This window comes from Campylobacter sp. TJR-1 (assembly GCF_032840035.1).
In the GTDB taxonomy this organism is placed as follows: domain Bacteria; phylum Campylobacterota; class Campylobacteria; order Campylobacterales; family Campylobacteraceae; genus Campylobacter; species Campylobacter fetus.
On sequence record NZ_JAWIZX010000007.1, the window covers coordinates 82,670 to 88,669 of the forward strand.

The following is a 6,000-nucleotide window of genomic DNA, read 5'->3' on the forward strand; positions in this document are numbered from 1 at the left end:
TACAAGCCGCCAAAATCTAATTTTTATTCATACAGTTTAAATTATCAAAAGCTTCAAGAAGTCTTTTTATCATACTCTCTTCACCAGATCTTAACCATTTTCTAGGATCGTAGTATTTTTTATTTGGCTTGTCTTCTCCCTCAGGATTTCCGATCTGAGATTGCAGATATCCGTGATGAGCCGCTTCGTACTCTCTCACTCCATCCCAAAAAGCCCATTGTGTGTCAGTATCGATATTCATTTTAACAACACCATAACTTACGGCGTTTTTAATATCTTTTAACTCACTACCACTACCGCCATGAAAAACGAAATTTACCGGCTTGTCGTCATTTAGAGAGAATTTGTGCTTAATAAACTCTTGTGAATTTTTAAGAATTTCCGGACGAAGAACAACATTTCCCGGCTTATATACTCCATGTACGTTTCCAAAACTAGCTGCTATACTAAATTTATCGCTAATTTTGCCTAACTCGGAATAAGCATAAGCAACTTCTGATGGTTGAGTATAAAGAAGAGAGTTATCTACACCAGAATTATCAACACCGTCCTCTTCTCCTCCGGTAACTCCAAGCTCGATTTCAAGACTTATATCAAGTTCGCTTAAATTTTTTAAATACTCTTTACAAGTAGAGATATTTTCCTCTAAGCTCTCTTCGCTGAGATCAAGCATATGAGAACTAAAAAGCGGTCTTCCGAATACTTTTTTATGTTCACGACTAGCCTCTATAAGACCATCTATCCATGGCAGTAACTTTCTAGCGGCATGATCTGTATGCAAAACTACTGGAATGCCGTACTCTCTAGCAAGCAGATGAACATGCTTAGCACCTACTATAGCGCCTAAAATATCTGGCTTAGGACATGACTTACCGGCAAAAAAACCGGCGCCGCCATTGCTAAATTGGATTATAACAGGTGAGTTTGCTCTTTTTGCGGCTTCTAACACTGCATTTACGGAATTGCTGCCTACTACATTTACTGCTGGGATAGCGAACCCTTCTTGTTTGGCATAAGCGTAGAGTTTTGTGATATCATCACCACTTAGTACGCCTGCTTTTACAATATCCAAAACTCCCATTTTCTACCCTTATTTATACTCTATTTTTGCATCTTTTTTTAGATCGCTTACTTTTTTTTGCATAACAGTTCTGAACTCTTCACTTTTCATTTGATTTTCTATATTTGCTTTTGCTTTATCAAATCCAACTGCGCTTTTATCTTTCATATCTTCTTTCAGTATAACATGATATCCAAACTCGCTTTTAACAGGTTTATTAGTAATTTCACCTTTTTTAAGTCCAAATGCGGCTTTGCTAAATGATGCTACCATTTGAGATTCGCCAAACCATCCTAACTCACCGCCATTTACTGCTGAACTTTTATCTATAGATTTCTCTTTTGCAATTTCTGAGAATTTTTTATCAAGAGCGGCACCTTTTAAACCATTTAAACTTTTTATGATATCTGCGGCTTCTTTTTCTGTCTCAACTAAAATATGTTTTGCTTTTGCTTGAGCTGGAACTACAAATTTATCTTTATTTTGCTCGTAAAAATCTTTTGCTTTCTTCTCATCCACTTTTATAGCGTCAAACTGTTTTTTCATCCATATATTTATAGCTACATTATCTTCAAGTTCTTTAACAACTTTTTTAAATTCATCATCTTTTTCTATACCGTCTTTTTTAGCTTGGTCCAACATAAGCTTTCTTTCTATAACTCTATCCAATAGATTTTTCTTCATATCAGCTGGTACGTTGCTTGTTTCTGATCCGTGCGGTCCTAATACTGGAGCTAAATCCTCATCTGTTATATTTTGACCATTTACTGTTGCCAAAACTGCGGCATTTAAACTAACTGCAGCAGCTAAGCTTAAAGCTAAAATTACACCCTTTTTCATACTTATCCTTTATAAAATAAAATTAAAAAACGTTATATTATATCAAAAAGCCCCGTTAATTTTGTTTAAAATTTAGTTTTTTTAGCTAAAATCCCAAAATGCGAACAAAAAAAGATATAAAACAAATTAAAGAACTATTTTTGCAAAACTTTAGTGGAGCTAAAAGCGAACTTAAATTTAAAAATCTCTATGAACTTCTAGTCTGCGTGATGCTATCGGCTCAATGTACCGACAAAAGAGTAAATTTGATAACTCCTGAACTTTTTAACGCCTATCCAGATATCAAAAGCTTGTCTGAAGCAAATCTTGCCTCACTAAAATTACTGATAAATTCTTGTAGTTTTTTTAATAACAAAGCAGCAAATTTAATAAAAATGGCAAAATCGGTTATGGATGAGTTTGGAGGCGATATTCCACTTGAAGAAAAAGAACTCATAAAGTTAGCAGGAGTCGGTCAAAAAACGGCTCACGTTGTTTTAATAGAACACCAAAATGCAAATCTTATGGCAGTAGACACACACGTTTTTAGAGTATCTCATAGACTGAATTTAAGTGATGCAAAAACCCCTCAAGCCACTGAAATCGATCTTACTAAAGCATTCAAAACAGAATTAAACACTCTTCATCAAGCTATGGTTTTATTTGGCAGATATACCTGTAAAGCCTTAAAACCACAATGCGAAAACTGCTTTTTAAAGGAGCTTTGCAGCTCTGAAGACAAAGTTATCTAAGCTCGCTTAATAAATTATCTATAACGCTAAGCGTGTAGCTTATTTGATCATGAGTTATCACATATGGCGGCATAAAATATATAGTGTTTGCCAACGGGCGAAGCAGTAGACCTTTTTGTAAAGCTTTTTTATAAATTTCATAACCCATTCGTTTTCCCTCAAAACCGATCAGGTCAAATGCTAGAACCATTCCTGTTTGTCTAAAATTATCGACAAAGTCATATTTTAACAATGTTTCAAATTCGCTTTTTATAAATTTAGAAAGATATATATTTTTTTCTATCACGTTTTGCGTTTCAAAAATATCTAAAGTAGCATTAGCACATGCGCACGCCAACGCATTTCCAGTATAGCTATGAGAGTGCAAAAAAGCCTTTTGGCTCTCATAAGTATCATAAAACTGCTCGTAAATATTCTCGCTCGTAACAACAACGCTAAGAGGTAGATAACCACCCGTTATACCTTTACTAAGACACAAAAAATCAGGCACCACATCACACTGTTCTAGGGCAAACATAGTTCCGCTTCTGCCAAAACCAACAGCAATTTCATCAAATATAATATCAACATCATATTTTTTTGCCATCACACAAGCCTTATTTATAAAATTTGCGCTATACATATTCATATCTCCTGCGCACTGAATAAGCGGTTCGAGCACAAATGCGGAAATTTCATTGCCATATCTTTCTAAAATATCTTTTAGACCGCTAAGCGCCTCATCGTCGCTTACTTCACGACCTTTAAAACTCAAAGGTACGGGGGTGACTATGGTTTTTATTAAAATATTTTTATATATTTTTTTATACAACTCTACATCTCCGACGCTAAGCGCCGCTATAGTTTCACCATGATATGAGTTTTTTAAATTTAAAAAAAGAGGTTTATTTTTGCCATTTATAATATTTTTATGATAGCTCATTTTAAGAGCAATTTCTATAGCGCTACTTCCATTATCTCCATAAAAACATCTATTTAAAGGATAAGGAAGCAGATCTATCAACCTTTTTGATAGTTTTATAATACCATCGTGACTAAATCCAGCCATTATAACATGTTCAAGATTTTGAGTTTGTTCACTTAATTTTTGATTTATATATTCGTTTGAATGACCAAATATATTTACCCACCAGCTAGAAACACAGTCTATATACTCATTACCATCAAAATCAGTTAAAATCGCGCCTTTTGCACGTTTAATAGGTATAATAGGAAAATCCTTATGATCACTCATCTGAGTGCAAGGATGCCATATATGTTCTAAATCGAGTTTTGATAATTCACTATTTGTCATGCGTAACCTTTTTAATGAAATTATACAACTCAAATTTAAAAACTATCTTATATTTGTATTATCAATTATTTTAAATTTAAAAAGGCTTAAAAATAAAATGCTATTTTCTTACGGCTTTTATTGCTTTCAAAAGTATCTCAAACCCATATTTACTCGAGTTTTCTACATCTTTTAACGTTTCAATTCCGACTTTAATATTGTTTTCATTTTTAACTACATCCATAACTTTCAAAAGACCGTTATGAACATTTTGATGATGCTCGGAAACTTCTTCTATCACATTTTTATTATTTGACAACAGATCTTTTACGCTACTAGAAAACCATTTACCAAACCTACAACTAGTGTGATCTGGAATATCTTCAAATTTGTTATATAAAATCGCCTTGTATCCGCTTAATTTTAAATTTATATGATCAATCTTGCCATTACTGATATTTATCTCATTTGTTATATTTAAAGATTGATTGAGTATATTTTGAGTATTTTCATTCACGCTGTCTATATTTTCACTGAAAATCTCAATTCTTTGCATAACATCATTAGATAAAGTAGAAAATTTATGACTCATATCAATCATCGTATTTGAGTTTTGTTTTAAAGAACCGATATTTAATTCAACTTCTTGAGTGGCTTTTTGTGTGCGTTCAGCAAGTTTTCTAACTTCATCTGCGACTACTGCAAATCCTCTTCCGTGCTCTCCTGCTCTAGCTGCTTCAATAGCCGCATTAAGAGTGAGCAAATTTGTCTGATCGGATATATCTTTAATTAAATTTATAATTTCAACTATAGATATCACACTTTGATTTAAAGAAGAAGCATCATTTTGAAGTCCGCTACCTATTTGCTGGATATTTTCCATAGATGAAACAACCAAAGTCGTCTGTTCTCTGAGTTTTTCAGTTTTTAAAAATGTTTGATTATTCAAATTATTCATATTTTCAAGCATTTTAAGGTTTTCTTCCATGGTTCCTTGCAAAAATCCCATTCCATCTTCATAACTAGCTATAAGAAGATTCGGTGCCGTCTCTTTAGCATCAATATTTTTAATGGTTTCGTTACTAACATCTTGCAGTTTTTTAAGTTCTGATTTTAAACTTTCGTTCTCATTTTGCAATTTCAGATTTTCATTTACTACATTTTTGTACTCAGTTTCTGTTATAGAACTGTTTTTAGAAAAAAACATAAGTATCCTTTAATAAAATTATTCTATAATCATACATTGCAGCTACTAAATTATAAGTAAATAAAAAACTTTATTATATTTTTAATAAGAGGGTATTAATAGTTTCTTATTTTACCCTCCCCAAAAAACTCTACTCAACTCTGCATTTAAAAAATAAAGCAGTAAATTTAATAGTTAATATAGCTGTAATTATTAGTTACTTATTACAGTTCTTCACTATTTTTTTCGGATTTAGTTTTGCTTTTAGTTTTATTAGTATTTTTTACTTTATCTTTATTTGATATTTTACTTTTTTTATCTTTTATATTAGCTTTTGATTTAATACTATTAATATCTGTATTACCTGTAGTTGCAAGATCGGCTTTTATAACATTAAATCTCTTATTGCTTATACCTTTAATGTTTTTTATCTCATCTATGCTTTTAAATTCAGTATGTTTTCTATACTCTATTATAGCATTAGCATTAATTTCTCCTATACCAGGAAGCGCCATAAGCTCCTCTTTAGTAGCAGTATTTAAATTTACTGCACAATAAGCCAAACTAGCAAGTAAAACTATTAAACTAAATAACCTCATAATAAACTCCTTAAATATAATATATTTCATTATAAGCTAGCAACCTAAAAAGCAAACTTAAATGTAATGCAAATATGATAAAAATATATAAAGAGTATAATGGTAACACTACCTAATAATTTAATAAAATTTATCTATATAAATATATGATATAATATAAAATAATAAACTAACTATATTAAATTTAATTATAAAGATCTTATCAACCCGACAACAATTAGCCAAATTCATAAATATTTATATTGATTAAACTAATATCTGTCATTTGTCAATCATAAAACATTAGAAATAAGCTTTTAATTGATAAAACT

The 6,000-nt window shown here is 31.4% G+C and carries 6 protein-coding genes and 1 pseudogene; 1 reads left to right on the plus strand and 6 read right to left on the minus strand.

Annotated elements, in window-relative coordinates; translation table 11 throughout:
• Positions 1 to 16: 16 nt before the first annotated feature.
• On the minus strand, positions 17 to 1,081 hold the full coding sequence (gene fbaA, locus RVY88_RS08425) for a class II fructose-bisphosphate aldolase (protein WP_002848856.1): 1,065 nt from the start codon (positions 1,079 to 1,081) through the stop codon (positions 17 to 19).
• A gap of 9 nt (positions 1,082 to 1,090) precedes the next feature.
• The gene (locus tag RVY88_RS08430) at positions 1,091 to 1,900 is read right to left on the minus strand and encodes a peptidylprolyl isomerase (RefSeq protein WP_002848855.1); all 810 of its coding nucleotides are present in this window, start codon (positions 1,898 to 1,900) and stop codon (positions 1,091 to 1,093) included.
• Between the two features lie 98 nt (positions 1,901 to 1,998).
• Between RVY88_RS08430 and RVY88_RS08435 the strand changes: the two genes are divergently transcribed.
• Positions 1,999 to 2,631 (plus strand): endonuclease III domain-containing protein, encoded by a 633-nt coding sequence (locus RVY88_RS08435; RefSeq protein ID WP_002848854.1) that lies wholly within the window; start codon positions 1,999 to 2,001, stop codon positions 2,629 to 2,631.
• Here the strand turns inward: RVY88_RS08435 and RVY88_RS08440 are convergent.
• The 4 genes and pseudogenes from RVY88_RS08440 to RVY88_RS08450 form a co-directional block, all read right to left on the minus strand.
• Positions 2,624 to 3,925 (minus strand): adenosylmethionine--8-amino-7-oxononanoate transaminase, encoded by a 1,302-nt coding sequence (locus tag RVY88_RS08440; RefSeq protein ID WP_011731850.1) that lies wholly within the window; start codon positions 3,923 to 3,925, stop codon positions 2,624 to 2,626. The genes RVY88_RS08435 and RVY88_RS08440 overlap by 8 nt on opposite strands.
• Before the next feature lie 100 nt (positions 3,926 to 4,025).
• Positions 4,026 to 4,421: a CZB domain-containing protein gene (locus RVY88_RS09250; RefSeq protein WP_372683110.1), complete on the minus strand. Its 396-nt coding sequence runs from the start codon at positions 4,419 to 4,421 to the stop codon at positions 4,026 to 4,028.
• Positions 4,422 to 4,736, minus strand: a pseudogene (locus tag RVY88_RS09255) (methyl-accepting chemotaxis protein); the annotation flags it as partial.
• A gap of 578 nt (positions 4,737 to 5,314) precedes the next feature.
• On the minus strand, positions 5,315 to 5,689 hold the full coding sequence (locus tag RVY88_RS08450; protein WP_065844094.1) for a ComEA family DNA-binding protein: 375 nt from the start codon (positions 5,687 to 5,689) through the stop codon (positions 5,315 to 5,317).
• Positions 5,690 to 6,000 lie beyond the last annotated feature (311 nt).